At 68.6% G+C, this 13,305-nt stretch carries 14 protein-coding genes; 4 read left to right on the forward strand and 10 right to left on the reverse strand.

Annotation, left to right across the window (positions count from 1 at the left end; translation table 11 throughout):
* Window positions 1-24 precede the first annotated feature (24 nt).
* Window positions 25-1,614: a GMC family oxidoreductase gene (locus ACFWF2_RS18415; protein ID WP_379308633.1), complete on the reverse strand. Its 1,590-nt coding sequence runs from the start codon at window positions 1,612-1,614 to the stop codon at window positions 25-27.
* Between the two features lie 153 nt (window positions 1,615-1,767).
* Entirely contained in the window at window positions 1,768-3,258 is a 1,491-nt protein-coding gene (locus tag ACFWF2_RS18420; protein WP_379308634.1) for an FAD-dependent oxidoreductase, read from the reverse strand.
* Between the two features lie 161 nt (window positions 3,259-3,419).
* Here ACFWF2_RS18420 and ACFWF2_RS18425 point away from each other — a divergent pair, with 161 nt between their 5' ends.
* The gene (locus tag ACFWF2_RS18425) at window positions 3,420-3,914 is read left to right on the forward strand and encodes a glutathione peroxidase (protein ID WP_379308635.1); all 495 of its coding nucleotides are present in this window, start codon (window positions 3,420-3,422) and stop codon (window positions 3,912-3,914) included.
* A gap of 1 nt (window position 3,915) precedes the next feature.
* Here ACFWF2_RS18425 and ACFWF2_RS18430 read toward each other — a convergent pair whose 3' ends face one another.
* Genes ACFWF2_RS18430 through ACFWF2_RS18440 form a run of 3 tightly spaced genes read right to left on the reverse strand, consistent with a single transcriptional unit; the run spans window position 3,916 to window position 5,538 of the window.
* Entirely contained in the window at window positions 3,916-4,065 is a 150-nt protein-coding gene (locus tag ACFWF2_RS18430) for a hypothetical protein (protein ID WP_379308636.1), read from the reverse strand.
* Between the two features lie 54 nt (window positions 4,066-4,119).
* Window positions 4,120-4,809 carry an MFS transporter gene (locus ACFWF2_RS18435; protein WP_379308637.1) on the reverse strand — a complete coding sequence of 230 codons (690 nt, stop codon included), beginning with the start codon at window positions 4,807-4,809 and terminating at the stop codon, window positions 4,120-4,122.
* 6 nt (window positions 4,810-4,815) lie between these two features.
* Window positions 4,816-5,538, reverse strand: a complete 723-nt coding sequence (locus ACFWF2_RS18440) for an MFS transporter (RefSeq protein ID WP_379308638.1) — start codon at window positions 5,536-5,538, stop codon at window positions 4,816-4,818.
* 136 nt (window positions 5,539-5,674) lie between these two features.
* Here ACFWF2_RS18440 and ACFWF2_RS18445 point away from each other — a divergent pair, with 136 nt between their 5' ends.
* Window positions 5,675-6,415, forward strand: coding sequence for an SDR family oxidoreductase (locus ACFWF2_RS18445; protein ID WP_379308639.1), 741 nt, complete (start codon window positions 5,675-5,677; stop codon window positions 6,413-6,415).
* 85 nt (window positions 6,416-6,500) lie between these two features.
* Window positions 6,501-7,331: an SAM-dependent methyltransferase gene (locus ACFWF2_RS18450; RefSeq protein WP_379308640.1), complete on the forward strand. Its 831-nt coding sequence runs from the start codon at window positions 6,501-6,503 to the stop codon at window positions 7,329-7,331.
* Window positions 7,332-7,351: 20 nt separating this feature from the next.
* Here ACFWF2_RS18450 and ACFWF2_RS18455 read toward each other — a convergent pair whose 3' ends face one another.
* The 4 genes from ACFWF2_RS18455 to ACFWF2_RS18470 all read right to left on the reverse strand — a co-directional run bounded on the left by ACFWF2_RS18455 (window position 7,352) and on the right by ACFWF2_RS18470 (window position 10,654).
* Window positions 7,352-8,086: a Crp/Fnr family transcriptional regulator gene (locus ACFWF2_RS18455; RefSeq protein ID WP_379308641.1), complete on the reverse strand. Its 735-nt coding sequence runs from the start codon at window positions 8,084-8,086 to the stop codon at window positions 7,352-7,354.
* 103 nt (window positions 8,087-8,189) lie between these two features.
* Window positions 8,190-9,410: an FAD-binding oxidoreductase gene (locus ACFWF2_RS18460; protein ID WP_379308642.1), complete on the reverse strand. Its 1,221-nt coding sequence runs from the start codon at window positions 9,408-9,410 to the stop codon at window positions 8,190-8,192.
* Complete coding sequence (locus ACFWF2_RS18465) at window positions 9,410-9,880, reverse strand: RrF2 family transcriptional regulator (protein ID WP_379308643.1); 471 nt, start codon at window positions 9,878-9,880, stop codon at window positions 9,410-9,412. Before ACFWF2_RS18465 ends, ACFWF2_RS18460 begins: the two co-directional genes overlap by 1 nt.
* A 534-nt stretch (window positions 9,881-10,414) precedes the next feature.
* Entirely contained in the window at window positions 10,415-10,654 is a 240-nt protein-coding gene (locus tag ACFWF2_RS18470; protein ID WP_379308644.1) for a hypothetical protein, read from the reverse strand.
* A 68-nt stretch (window positions 10,655-10,722) separates the two neighbouring features.
* Here ACFWF2_RS18470 and ACFWF2_RS18475 point away from each other — a divergent pair, with 68 nt between their 5' ends.
* The gene (locus ACFWF2_RS18475; RefSeq protein ID WP_379308645.1) at window positions 10,723-11,367 is read left to right on the forward strand and encodes a TetR/AcrR family transcriptional regulator; all 645 of its coding nucleotides are present in this window, start codon (window positions 10,723-10,725) and stop codon (window positions 11,365-11,367) included.
* Window positions 11,368-11,438: 71 nt separating this feature from the next.
* Here the strand turns inward: ACFWF2_RS18475 and ACFWF2_RS18480 are convergent, their stop codons facing one another.
* Window positions 11,439-13,130 (reverse strand): PHA/PHB synthase family protein, encoded by a 1,692-nt coding sequence (locus tag ACFWF2_RS18480; RefSeq protein WP_379308678.1) that lies wholly within the window; start codon window positions 13,128-13,130, stop codon window positions 11,439-11,441.
* Window positions 13,131-13,305 lie beyond the last annotated feature (175 nt).

Raw genomic sequence — 13,305 nt, forward strand, 5'->3', positions numbered from 1 at the left:
CCACATCGGCGCGCCACCACCGGTTCAGGACTCGGCCAGGATGAAGTCCGCGGCCTGCTCACCGATGAAGATCGCTGGAGCGTTGGTGTGCCCGCGGATGATCAACGGCATCACCGAGGCGTCGGCGACGCGCAGGCCCTCGACACCGCGCACCTTCAGATCCGGGGCGACGACGCTGGCGGCGTCGGTGCCCATCCGGCAGGTACCGACCGGGTGGTACAGGGTGTGCGAGAACTTCTCGATGGTCAGCGCCATCGTCTCCTCGAGATCCGCGGGCGCCTCCGGCGGGTAGATCAGCGCACCCAGGGCGCTCTTGAGCGCGGGCTGGCCGACCAGCTCGGCGCACACCCGCAGGCCCGCCATCAGCGCGGCGCGGTCGGCGCCGTCGGCATCGGACAGGTACAGCGGATCGATGACCGGCTTGGCCGTCGGATCGGCCGAAGCCAGGCCGATCCGGCCACGGCTGCGCGGGCGCAGCAGGATGGCGCCGACGACGACGCCGTGTTCGGTCGGCTCCACCAGACCCTCGTGATAGAACGGCGCGGGCGCGTAGATCAGCTCCAGATCGGGGTGCTCGAGCTCGGGCTCGCTGCGCACGAACCCGTACGCCTCACCGACATTGGAGGTGAGCATGCCGCGATGCCGGATGAAGTAGTTGAGCAGCTCGAGCGGCTTCTCCGCCGTGAACAGCGAGTCCGACTCGACGCTGTAGCCGAGCGCGGCGATCAGGTGGTCCTGCAGATTCGCGCCGACCTCGGGGGAGTGGGCGACGACCTCGATGCCGTGCCCCTTGAGCTCCTCCTCGTCGCCGATGCCCGAAAGCTGCAGCAGCTGCGGGCTGTTCACCGCGCCACCACACAGGATGACCTCGCGGTTCGCGGTCACGGTGTGGGTCTGCCCGTCGTGCAGGTATTCCACGCCGGTGGCCTTGGTGCCGTCGAACAGCACCCGGGTGGCCAGCGATTCGGCCCGCACGGTCAGGTTCGCGCGCTTCATCGCAGGCCGCAGGTAGGCATCGGCGGTGCTCCAGCGCCTGCCGTCGCGCTGGGTGACCATCGTCTGCGCGAAGCCCTTGGGCGCGGGCCGGTTCGGCGACTCGAGCTCGAGGCCCGCCTGGCGCACCGCCTCGAGGAACGCGTGCGTCGACGCGCGCGGGCTGCGCTGGCGCTGCACGTGCAGCGGACCCTTCGAGCCCTCGTCGGGGAACTGCGCGTCCTGCACGTTCTCGATCTTGCGGAACTGCTCGACGGCGGCCGCGAAGTTCCACTGCTCACCCGCGAGGAGCCCCCACTCCTCGTAGTCGGCGCGGAAGCCGCGCACCCACATCATCGCGTTCATCGACGACGAGCCGCCGAAGGTCTTGCCGCGCGGCCAGTAGATCTGGCGGTCGCCGAGGCCGGGCTGGGGTTCGGTCAGATAGTCCCAGTCACGTTCGGTGCGGAACAGCTTCGAGAACGCCGCCGGAATATGGGCGTACTTGTCGTCGTCGGCCGGACCGGCCTCCAACAGGACAACCGTGGTGCCCGGGTCGGCGCTGAGCCGATTCGCGAGCACCGCCCCCGCTGACCCAGAGCCGACGATCACGTAATCCGCGGACGTCCCACCTGCTTGCACTGTCCAACTCCGATCCTGCGCTGCATCTGTCGTAGCCAACTGGTCGCGCCCGCGCGCGGACTGAAAAGTCCGCGAGCACAGCCGGACTCGTCGTCCGGCCCCAGCGCTGCAAGCAGCGTACTGACAGTGCGGCTCCGGTGGGTGCCGCGCGCCTCAGTCGGTTCCCGCCGCTGCGGCGGCCTTGCCGGCCCGGCGACCGTAGAAACTGCCGTCGCCGAGCGAGGCGCCGCTGACGTAGCCATACGCGCACAGCCCTGACGTGCAACGACCCGCCGCGTACAGGCCCTCGATCGGCTCACCGCTGACGTGCAGCACCCGTGAGTCCAGATCGGTGCGCAGGCCGCCGAGGGTGAATCCGGCGGTGAGCCCGCGCAGGTCGAAGCCCGCCAGCGGGGGCGTGACCGGGCGAACCCACTGCGGCTTCTTGCCGAGCAGCGGGTCGCTGCCGTTCTCGGCATGCCGGTTGTAGGTGGCGATGGTGGTCTGCAGAGTCTGTTCGGGCAGGCCCATCTCGGACTCGAGCTCGGCCACGGTTTCGGCGACCCATTTCGGCGGGACACGGAAGAACGGGGTGGAGCTCTCGGTCGTGAGGGCTTCCTCGAGCGAGGCCTCGTCGATGACGAGGAAGGCCTGGTTGTCGTTCTGCAGCAGCGTCGCCTGACCGATCCGGCCAGGGTAGGTGTCCTCGGTGACATATCGCTGGCCGCGTCCGTTGACGAGGATGCCGCGCGCCATCAGCTGCGGATCGCCGAAGATGGCGACCTCGCTGGCGTCCATGTGCGCCAGCTCGGCGCCGAGCGCGTGCGCCACCCGGATGCCGATGCCGTCGTGCTCCTCGATGGCGGCGCCGGGCCTGCCGCTCAGGCGCGGGGTGTAGCGGTCGATCATCTCGGTGTCGTAGGCGAAGCTGCCGGTCGCCAGGACGACACCGCGCGCGGCCCGCACCGTGACGGGCTTGCCGTAATTGGTCGCCAACAGGCCGACAACGCGGTCCTCGTCGTCGACGATGAGCCTGCGGATACGGGTGTCGTACTCGACGGCGACGCCGAGTTCGGCGACGGTGTCGGCCAGGGGCTTCATCAGCATGTAGCCACCGCCCCGTTCACCGGTCTTCTTGTCGGCCATCTGCGGCACGTGGCCGCGGGGCGCGGGCTTCGCGACATCGAGGAACGGCGCGGCGTTCTCACCGCCGGAGTACATCAGCCCCTCGTCGTGCGGCGGCTCCCAGCCGGGCTCACCCCAGAACGACTCCTTGAACGGCACACCGCACTCGACGAGCCAGTTGTAGTGCTCGACGCTGCCCGCGCAGTAGTCCTCGATCTTGGCCTCGTCGACGCCGGGCCCGAGCGCGGCGGTGAGGAACGCGGCCATGTTCTCCGGGGTGTCGTCGAACCCGAGCGCCTGCTGCAGCGGGGTGCCGCCACCGAGGTAGACGAACCCGCCCGCCAGTGCGGCGGCGCCGCCCCAGCCGCCGGTCCGTTCCAGGATGAGCACCTTCGCGCCCGCCCTGGCGGCCTCGATCGCGGCGCACACGCCGGCGATGCCGAAACCGGCCACCACCACGTCGGCCTCGAAATCCCAGTGCGTCACGGCGTTCGCGCGCAGCGGGCGGACGGTGTCGATCCGGTGGGGCTGTTCGGTCACGTGTTCCTCCGGTGCTCGGGTACGTACCCGAAATGGTGCCGCCTACCGCCCGACAAAACAAGAACGTGTTATAGAAGTTCCCGCCCAGCGGGACACTTGCGCCCCGGTCGGGCTCCGGTACGGTGGCCATCGAACCGACATAGACGAGATCTGGTGGTGTTGTGGTGAGCGCGAACATTCGAGATATTGCGGTGCAGACCCTGAGCGGGGCGGACACCACGCTGGGCGAGCTGGCGGGTGACCGGGCGGTGCTGCTGGTCAACGTGGCCTCCAAGTGCGGGCTGACCCCGCAGTACACCGGCTTGGTCGAGCTGCAGAAGACCTACGGTGAGCGTGGCTTCACGGTGGTCGGTGTCCCCTGCAACCAGTTCATGGGACAGGAGCCCGGCACCGCGGAGGAGATCCAGGAATTCTGCGCGGTCACCTACGGCGTCGACTTCCCGCTGCTGGCCAAGGTCGACGTCAACGGCGACGACCGCCACCCGCTCTACACCAGCCTGGTCGAGACCCCGGCCGCCGACGGCAGCGCGGGTGATGTGCAGTGGAACTTCGAGAAGTTCCTGATCGGCCGCGACGGCACGGTCGCCGGCCGCTTCCGCCCGACCGTCACCCCGGACGCGAGCGAGATCGTCGCCGCGATCGAAGCCCAGCTCTGAGCTACGGCGCGTTCGTCAGCAGCGCGTACTGCGCGGCGGCCTGCTGCCGCGCACCCGCGGCCGCGGGGCCGCTGACGAACGCGCCGTACTGCGGTAACTGACAGAGCAGCGCACCACCGCGGGTGCGCTGCCCGCACGGCGCTCGGCGCACCGTGCGCCGGGGACCCGGTCGGGCCCGGCGACCGGATGATCGGAACCCGGTGAATCAGGGTCGCGTGCGGTGCACGGCGATGGCGGCCAGCGCTGCCGCCGTGAGGGAGGTCCCCGCACCCATCAGATGGACGACCACCAACGCGCCGCTCGCCGATGTTGGGGCGAGAGCGAAGAACACCGAGCCGAATGTCGCGATCCCCACGACGACACCCATCTGCACACTTGTCACGAGAATGCCGCTGGCGTCGGCGGCGAGCGCCATCGGGACCGTCGACAGCGCCCTGGTCATCAACGGGCTGAACGCCAGCCCGCTGCCGAGACCGAGCGCAGCGAAGGCGAACAGCGCCGCCGGACCGAGGTCCGCGCCGTCACGCAATAGCACCGCCAGCCAGCCGAGCGCCGCCGCGCCGAGCACCAGGCCGAGCGGAATCATCCTGGCGTGCCACTGTTTCGGGATGCGTTCCCAGTACAGCCCGGCCGCGGCGAACATGATGCCCATCGGCAGGAACTGCGTCCCGGCGTGCAGCGCGCTGTAGCCCAGCTCGCCCTGCAGATGGATCGCCATCGCGAACAACCAGCCGCCGAAACTCGCCATGATCAGCAGCAGGGTCGCCGCGGTCACCAGCAGGCCGGGCGCGGCGAGTACCCGAGGCGAGAACAGCGGCTCGCCACCGCCCGCCGCGACCCGGCGCTCGATGCAGGCGAACACCACCAGTCCGAGGACCCCGGCACCGAGGCACACCCAAGCTCACGCGGGAAAGCCCAGTTCACGGCCGAGGACCAGCGGAACGACCAGCAACAACACGGTGACCGTCAGCGTCGCCAGACCGGGAACATCCAGCCTGCGGTCGGTCCGCGCCGCGGTAACCGGAAGAACCCCCGGCGCGACAACCAGCAGGGCAAGGCCGAGTGGCACATTCACCAGGAACACCCCACGCCAGCTACTGCCCGCCAGGTCGGCATCGACGATCAGCCCGCCCAGGATCTGACCGGCCACCACGCCGCCGGAGATGATCGCCGCGTAGATGCTCAACGCCCTGGCTCGCGCCGGACCGGTGAAGGTGCGCTGGATCAGCGTCATCACCTGCGGCACCATCGCCGCCGCGCCCGCACCCTGGGCGAACCGGAACACGATGAGCGACAGCTCGTCCCAGGCCAGCCCGCACGCCAGCGACGCGACGGTGAACACCGCGAGCCCCGCGACGAAGGTACGCCGCTGAGTGAAACGATCGCCCAGGCGGGCGCCGCTGATCAGCAAGACCGCGTACGCGATGACATACCCCGCCACGATCAACTGCAGCGCCGCACCGCCGGTCCCGAGGCTCGCGCGGATCGACGGAATGGCGACATTGACGATGGACGCGTCGAGCACCGCCATGAACTGCCCGGTGAGGAGGACGACGAGCACGGCCGCCGATCGCCTGCCCGCCGGTACTGGGTGCGCCGGTGCGGGCGCGATGGTCTGTGACATGCCCTGATCGTGTGCCGCCGCGCCGGTGGTGACCAGGAGTCCGCTGACACGGGTACCGCCACTACCTGCCTGATGTCACACTCCGCCCGCGTTTTTCGTCGTCCCGTCGACCAGTACACCGTCGAAGGAGAAACGAATGCGGATCGCAGTGATCGGGGCGAGCGGACGGATCGGCCGCGAGGTGGTCGACGTCCTGAAGAACAACGGCGACGACATCGTCGAGATCACCCGCGCGGCAGGCATCGACGTGCTGACCGGCCACGGTCTGGCCGCCGCGCTCACCGATGTCGAGCTGGTGGTGGACGCGGTGAACGCCGAAACCACCGACACCGCGGCGGTGACCGAGTTCTTCCGCACGATCGCCCGCAACGTCGGGCAGGCCGCGGCGGCGGCGGGCGTGCGGCGCATCGCGGTGGTCTCGATCATCGGCATCGACGCCTTCACCGCGGGACACTACGCGGGCAAACTCGCCCACGAGCGCGCCTACCAGGAGGGACCGGTTCCCGTGCGCATTCTGCGTGCCGCCCAGTTCCACGAGTTCACCGAGATGATGCTCGACTGGACCACGGTCGGTGATCGGGCCGAAATACCCACGTACCGAGCGCAATTGGTGGCCGCGCGTACGGTCGCCGAGCACCTGGCCGACCTCGTCCGCACCGACGGACCCGCCGTGGTCGAGATCGCGGGCCCGCAGCAGTGGCGGCTCGTCGACGCGGTGGCGCGGGTCGCCGCCCGGCGCGGCGCGCCTGCCCAGGTGGTCGAAGTGCTCGACCCGACCAACCCGGATCACCACCTGCAGGCCGAGGGCGCGTTGCTGCCCGGACCCGGCGCCGTCATCGCGGGCCCGACCTTCGAGGAGTGGCTCGAACGACGGTAGGCGGAGCCGGGTTAGCCTCTGTGCCAACGGAATAGATGCTCTACGCTGAATTCGTACAGACGGTCCGAAGCCCGGAGGCGCCCGCATGTCGCAATCCTCTGCCGCCTACCCCAGCGCCGTTCCGGTCGGGGTGGACACCACGCGCGCGAGCATCGCGCGCGTCTACGATGCCGCGCTCAACGGCAAAGACAACTACGAGGTGGATCGCGAGGTGCTGGCCCAGGTCCGCACCGTCGCACCGCAGGTCAACGATCTGGCCTGGGCCAACCGCGATTTCCTCATCCGCGCGTGCCGGTTCCTGGCCAAGTCGGGGATCGACCAGTTCCTCGATCTCGGCTCCGGCCTGCCCACCGCGGAGAACACCCACCAGGTGGTCCAGCGGGTCAACCCGCGGTCGCGGGTGGTCTACGTCGACAACGATCCGTCGGTGCTGGTGCACGCGCGGGCTTTGCTGGCAGGCAACAGCCGCACCCGGATCGCCGAGGCCGACATCTTCCGCCCGCTCGAGGTGCTCGGCAACGAGACCGTGCGCACCGAACTCGACTTCACCCGCCCGCTGGCGCTGTTCCACATCGGCACCCTGCACCACTACCTGGGTGAGGACGGCCCCGCGCTGATGCAGACCTACATCGACGCACTGCCGTCGGGTTCGTTCGTGGCGATCGCCCACTTCCACGACCCGCAGACGCCCGAATACAGCGAACTGGCGCGCAAGATGGAAGAGAAGTTCATCCACAGCCCGATGGGCAGCGGCCGCTTCCGGACCAGAGACGAGATCCAGGCCATGTTCGGCGATCTGGAGATGGTCGAACCCGGCCTGGTCCGCTGCGACGACTGGTGGCCCGACGGCCCGCACCTCACCCCGCTCAACGACGTCCGCCACTGCATCGTCGGCGGGATCGGCCGCAAGCGCTAGCGCCGAAACGGTCTCGGCATTCAGTGTGCCGACTCGAGTCGGCGCAGTCGTTCGGTATCGACGATGCTGATGGCTTCGTCGTCGATGCTGATCAGGTCGTGGCGTTCGAACTCCCTGAGGGTCTTGGTCAACGACGGGCGGTGCACCCCGAGCATGGCGGCGAGGGTGCGCTGGGCGAGCTGGACCGAACCGTCGACGGCCTCGTCGAGCAGCAGCTGGGCGACCTGGGTGCGCAGCGGGCGGCCGAGCATGTTGATCAATCGTCCCTGACCGGCCGAAACCCGCTGGGCGACACTGGAAAACCAGCGACGGGCGGTCGCGGGATCGTTGGCGAGCAGTGCCTCGAAGGCGGAAGCGGGCAGGAACAGGCAGCTCGCGTCGATGCGTGTGCGCGCGGTGTAGGCCAGCGGCATCCCCAGCAGCAGCGCGATGTCACCGTCGACGTCGCCGGGGCCGAGCACATCGACGACCGCACGATCCCGCCCGGCACCCACCGACAATTCGACCTGGCCTTGCTTCACCATCCACACCCCGTCGGCGGGCGCACCCGCGGAGAACACCAGCGTCCCGGCCGCGAGAGGTCCGACCTCGACCCGGTCGGCGAGTTCGGAGAGCTCGCCGAGACTCAGTGGTGCGGTCGGCCCGCGGCCGACGCACCGCGCGATCCAGGCCGCATGGCGCAACTGGTCGTCACCGAACGACTCCTCACCCATCGCGTGGACCAGGTGGGAGAACGCCCGGTGGCTGTGGATCATCGCTGACTCCTGGACGTAGGCGAACCTGTCATCCGCTGACAATTATCCTCGCGCGGACGACGGAATGCGATGCCTCAGCGGTCGTCGGCCAGGGCGGTTTCGCTCAACGGCGCCAGTCGGTGGGGGTGAACTGTTCGATGTGCACCCGCTCGGCGGGTATGCCCGCCACGGTCAGTTGCGCGCGCACCGCATCGAGGAAACCCTCGCCACCGCACACGTAGATCTCGGCGTCGTCGGGCAAGGCGATCGCCGAAAGATCTAGCCGGCCCCGATGCGCGCCGTCGGTCTCCTCGGCGTACCAGAAGGCGACCTCGGCCCGGTCGAGACGGTCGACGAGGGCGAGCACCCGCGCGCGCAGGGGATGGGTGCCTGCGTTGCGATCGGCGTGCAGCACCTGGACCGGCCTACCCGGATCACGGGCCGCGAGATGTTCGAGGATGCCCACCATCGGGGTCACGCCGACGCCTGCTGAGATCAGCACCAGCGGTGTGGCGGCGTCGGGGTCGATCGTCAGATCGCCGAAGGGCAGCGAGATCTCGAGTTCGTCGCCGGTCGCGACCCGATCGTGCAGCCAGGTCGACACCTCACCGGCCGGGCATCCGGACGTCGCGGCGACCCGCTTGACCGCGAACGCCAGCGTGCCGTCCCCACCTGCCTCGATCAGGCTGTACTGGCGCAGCTGACGCGCGCCGTCGGGCAGCCGAACACCCACCGAGATATATTGCCCCGCAACGAATCCGGGAAGCGTTTCGGCCGGGTCTACGGCACGAACGCGGAAGACGGCGACACCCGCCGGATCGTCGCTGCGCTCGGTCACCGTCACGGCGCGGAACACCTGACCCGGCTGCACCCCGGACTCGATATAGAGCTGCTTCTCCAGATCGATCAGCGCATCGGCCATCAGCCAATATACCCGATCCCACGCCTCGGCGACCGGAGCGGTGACGACATCGGCGCCGAGGACCTCCACGATCGCGGCGAACAGGTTGTCGTGCACCACCTGGTACTGATCGGCGGTGATACCGAGCGAGGCGTGCTTGTGCCCGATCCTGGCCAGCATCGCCGACGGATGCGGCAGAGCGGGGTCGACGAGGTAGGTCGCGAAGGTGGCGATCGAGGCGGCGAGCGCGCGTGGCTGGCTGCCCTGGGCCTGGTTGCCGCGGTTGAACAGATCGCGCAGCAATGCGGGATGGTTGCCGAACAGGGTCCGGTAGAAGACGGAGGTGATCTCGTCGACGGCGGCGGCGATCGCCGGGAGTGTCGCGCGCACGATCTCGGCCTGTGCCGATGCGAGTTCGGGTTGCGAGCGGGTGGGTGCGGTCATCAGGGCTCCTCGGCATCAGCGGGCGCGCGACGCGATGTCTGCGCGCGCAACGGCAGCAGCTGCCCGGCCGAACCGGCGACGAGATCGGCCACCGTGAACCGGTCGAGCTCGCGGTAGAACGCCTCGGCGGCCTGCGCCAGGACATGGCGCAGGCGGCCCCCCGCGATCATCGGCGACGACGGCGGCCCCGCGCACTCGACGACCTCTGGACGTTGTTCCAGTTGCCGGATCAACGTCCCGAGCGTCGTCGAGCGCGCGGTATCGGTGAGCACCAGCCCGCCGCCGCGGCCACGGGTCGTCGCGATCACGCCGATCTCGACGAGCCGGGCCACCACGGTGGACACGGTGCGTTCGGAGGCACCGACCTGGTGGGCGATCGCCTTGATCGTCACCCGGTCGCCCGCCTGGTCGGCAGCGGCCAGGCGCATCACGGCGCGCATCCCGATATCGGTCGACGCGGTCAGCTGCATGGCATCGACGCTACCGCCCGGCGAACCCGGTATTCGCCCTGATCAGCGGTGTCTTCGATTACGCACGGCGCTGCGTAATTGCCGTCACAGCGCGTCATCGAGGTAGCTGAGCAGCCACGGTTCCCACCGGGTCGAAAGCGGGTGAAGGGGGCTTTGATGCAGAATGTGGAGGTGATCGATAGACCGAAGCCGAAGTTCGAGGCACTGGCCGTTGTGGGATCGACGGGTGTCGCGACGCCTGTCAGCGGTTAGTTCGATGCCGGACCAGGAAGCCGGGACAGGTTCGCGAAGCGACCTGGCGGAAGTCGATTCGATGCGCTGGAGCGGCTGCGGCGGAAGTGAGACGAGATGAAGGCCTCCGAAGGTGGTTCTGGCGAGGCCGAGGGCCGGACGTCGAACGTCGTCCGGTTGCCGAAGCGGCCGCGGCGAGGTCGAGATGATGCCGGCGAAGCCCGGCGTCGGCCTTGGCCCCCGGAGGCTGTCTACGATCCGGCACCCACCCGTCCGGTGACCCGAGCGGAGTTGCAGAGCGCATCAGAATCGTGGCCGGTCGACGCCGTGGCGCAGGCGGGCGAGAACGCCGAGCATGAACACAATGTCATCGACCTCGGCGCCTCGCGTCGGAGACGTGCCGGTACGGATGATGCGCCCAGGGGCGCTCGGCCGAGGGTGATGCCGCGCAGAATCGGGCCGGGCGAGCGCAAACAGGGCGGCGACGCCGATGCCTCGCCGCCGGACAGATCTGGACGGTAGCCGCTTCAGCGCCTCGATCATCTCGGCGACGCCGGGGGCCTCGAAACCTTCCCACGGGTTCCCGGGTTTCGTTGATACGATTTCGAATCGTGTTCGATAATTCCGTGGTTCCAAAGGCCTCGGCCCGTCCGGCGCCGGTGCAACGCCGTGGCGTCGAGCGTGTGCAGGCGATTCTGGAAGCGGCGGAGGCGCTGCTCCGTGAGCAAGGCTACGAAGCTGCGACGTTGAAGTCGATCGCCGAACGGACGGGCATCCCGCTGGCATCGATCTACCACTACTTCGCCGATCGCAACCACGTCGACGTCGAGTTGGCGCGCCGCCACTCGGAGGAGTTGAACATCCGTATCACCGCTGGGCTCGAGCAGCGGGTAGCGAAGAATCTGGGCCAGGCCATCGACACGATCGTCGACCTGTTGCTCGCGTACTATCGGGAGTTCCCGAGCTTCGTCGAACTCTGGTATGTCGGGCGTTCCCCGGCGATCGGCGAGGTCGCCGAGGCCTTCGACGAAGCGCAAGCCGAGCGGTTCCGGCGCCATCTGATCAACCGGGGCTTCCTCGCGGACGACACCCCGCAGCTCGCCGTCGACCTCGCGTTCGAGGCCGGTAACCGGCTGTTCGACGTGGCATTCCGACGGTCGGTGTCCGGCGACGAGCCCACCATCTCCGAATTGAAACGCCTTGTCACCGCCTACCTCGCAACGTACTCGCCGCAGATCGTGAAGGGAGGCCGATGAAACCGCATCGGCCCAACCTGAGACCACCGACTTCGACGCGATCACCGTGACGATGACCGCGCGCCTGACGCTCAGTCGGCCATGACGTAACTGCCCGGGGCGACACCGAGCGGGCGGAAGTCGGCGTTACCCAGCGTGGCCGACGCCGGCTTCGTGTGTCCAGAGCGGTCGCCGAGCCACGCGGCGTAGTCCGGCCACCAGGACCCCTGTACGGTTGCCGCGGCGCTGCGCCAGTCTGCGGGGTCGAGCGAATTGCTCTCCGACACTTGGTAACTGGACTTGCGGTTACCGGGTGGGTTGACGAGCGCGGCGATGTGGCCGTTGGTCGACAGGACGAAACGCACCTTGCCGCCGAGTAGCTGGGCGCTGCGGTAGCAGTTGGTCCAGGGGCAGATGTGGTCGGCCGAGCCGGCAACGACATAGGAGTCGACCGTGATCTCGCCCAGGTCGATGGGTGTGCCGAGCACGGTGACCGCGCCGGCGGTGGCGAGCTTGTTGTGCAGGGCGATGTCGATGAAGTCGCGGTGCAGCGCGGCGGGCATCCGGGTGGTGTCGGCGTTCCAGAACAGAATGTCGAACTTGGGTGGGGTCTTGCCCTGCAGATAGTTGTTGACCCAGTAGTTCCATACCAGGTCGGCGGGGCGCAGCCAGGCGAAGACTTCCGCGAGCGTGCGCCCGTCCAGGTACCCCTTGCTGTGCGACCGGGCGATCGCGGCACGCGCGATACCTTCGTCGATGAGCGAGGCGGCGACGCCTGCCCGGTTCTGGTCGATCATGGTGACGAGCAGGTTGAGGCTGGCCAGTTCGGCGATGCTGCCGGTCTGCGCGCGGTGTGCCGCCGCCATGCAAGCGATCAGGCCACCCGAGCAGGCGGCCAGGGCGTGCACGGCGCCGACGCCGGTGATCCGGTCGACCACGCTGAACGCGTCGATCACGGCGTCGGCGTAGGCATCGGTGCCCCAATCACGGTGGCGTTCGTCGGGATTGCGCCAGGAGATCATGAACACCTGCTGGCCTTGCCGGACCAAGTACTCGACGAGGCTGCGGCCAGGAGCCAGGTCGAGGACGTAGTACTTGTTGATGGTCGGCGGAACGATCAGCAGCGGCACCTCGCGCACGGTCTCGGTCTGCGGCAGGTACTGGATCAGCTCGAACATCTCTGTCCGGTACACGACGGCTCCGGGCGTGATCCCGAGGTCGACGCCCACCTTGAAGGCGTCGGGCTCAACCATCGCCGGGATCCGCGGCGAGCTGGCGAAGTCGCGCAGCAGGTTGCGTGGGCCCGAGACGGTATTGGAGCCGTTGCTGGCGAAGAACGTCTTCCAGGCGACGGGGCTGATCAGCGGATTATTGCTCGGTGCTGCGGCTTCGAGGATGTTCGACAGGACGAACTTCATCCGCTCGGCGTCGCGCCACTCCATCGGCGCGTCCTCGACGAGCCCTTCGGCCAGCTCGTTCGTGGCCAGATAGGCCTGAACGATGCGCTTCAACAGCGGGTTGTTCGACCATTCCGGGTCGGTGAAGCGCCGGTCCTTCGGTGGCGGTGCGAGCTCGGAGGTGCCTTTGACGATGCGGCCGAGTTCGTCGACGAGCTTGCCGACCCGTGTCTTGACCCGGTCGGGGCGTTTGGCGAGAGCATCGAGGAAGCGAACTCCCGAATTGCCGGGCAGCCACCGGTGAGCGGGCCCCAGCGCGGCGTCGATCAGCAGGTGGTCGAAGGGGACAACGAACTCCGGGTTGTCACTGGTCGTGCTGGGATTGATGATGGCGACTCCACTCTTGTCGGCCGCGCGGGCACAGTCCGCGCAGCGTGCACTGGTCGGTCCGCGTCGATCTGGGTAGCCAGATCTCGTTGGCGCGGTGGTCGACGACCGAGTGGTGGGTCTGCTGCTCGCAATCCGGTGGCGAACGCACGATGACCCGCATCTCAGTGCGGCC

The sequence above is a fragment of the Nocardia sp. NPDC060259 genome (assembly GCF_042728775.1).
Lineage (GTDB): Bacteria > Actinomycetota > Actinomycetes > Mycobacteriales > Mycobacteriaceae > Nocardia.

Coding starts and splice junctions, on each gene's coding strand:
- ACFWF2_RS18465 (WP_379308643.1), bottom strand. CDS start 9,880: ATGCAGCTGACCGCGTCGACCGATATCGGGATGCGCGCCGTGATGCGC.
- ACFWF2_RS18440 (WP_379308638.1), bottom strand. CDS start 5,538: ATGTCACAGACCATCGCGCCCGCACCGGCGCACCCAGTACCGGCGGGC.
- ACFWF2_RS18445 (WP_379308639.1), top strand. CDS start 5,675: ATGCGGATCGCAGTGATCGGGGCGAGCGGACGGATCGGCCGCGAGGTG.
- ACFWF2_RS18455 (WP_379308641.1), bottom strand. CDS start 8,086: ATGATCCACAGCCACCGGGCGTTCTCCCACCTGGTCCACGCGATGGGT.
- ACFWF2_RS18460 (WP_379308642.1), bottom strand. CDS start 9,410: ATGACCGCACCCACCCGCTCGCAACCCGAACTCGCATCGGCACAGGCC.
- ACFWF2_RS18470 (WP_379308644.1), bottom strand. CDS start 10,654: ATGATCGAGGCGCTGAAGCGGCTACCGTCCAGATCTGTCCGGCGGCGA.
- ACFWF2_RS18450 (WP_379308640.1), top strand. CDS start 6,501: ATGTCGCAATCCTCTGCCGCCTACCCCAGCGCCGTTCCGGTCGGGGTG.